The organism is Clostridioides sp. ZZV15-6383, assembly GCF_020657735.1.
GTDB lineage: Bacteria > Bacillota > Clostridia > Peptostreptococcales > Peptostreptococcaceae > Clostridioides > Clostridioides difficile_D.
In genome coordinates this window covers 1-255 of record NZ_JAGWCV010000216.1, presented here as the reverse complement: position 1 = coordinate 255, position 255 = coordinate 1, and the positions used below count along the sequence as shown (strand labels likewise).

1 protein-coding gene is annotated in these 255 nt (G+C 32.5%); it reads right to left on the bottom strand.

Translation table 11 applies throughout. The features are described 5' to 3' along the window. On the bottom strand, window positions 1-255 hold a 255-nt coding region (locus KGF42_RS20700; RefSeq protein WP_227826941.1), incomplete at both ends, for a transposase.

Below are 255 nucleotides of genomic sequence, written 5' to 3'. Positions count from 1 at the left end.
GAATCATCTGAAGGAAAAATAGACTTCGATTTAGTAACTTTTCTTAATAATCTATTGTAACTTTCCATTGAATTTGTAGTATATATCAATGTTCTTATCTCTTGAGGATATTTAAAGTATGTTGCTAGTTCATTCCAATTGCTTCGCCAACTTCTTAATGCTATCGCATATTGATTGCCCCATTTTTCCTCTAAGAGCGATAGCTCACTTAATGCCACCTCTTCTGTAAGAGCAGCATATACTTTCTTTAAATCT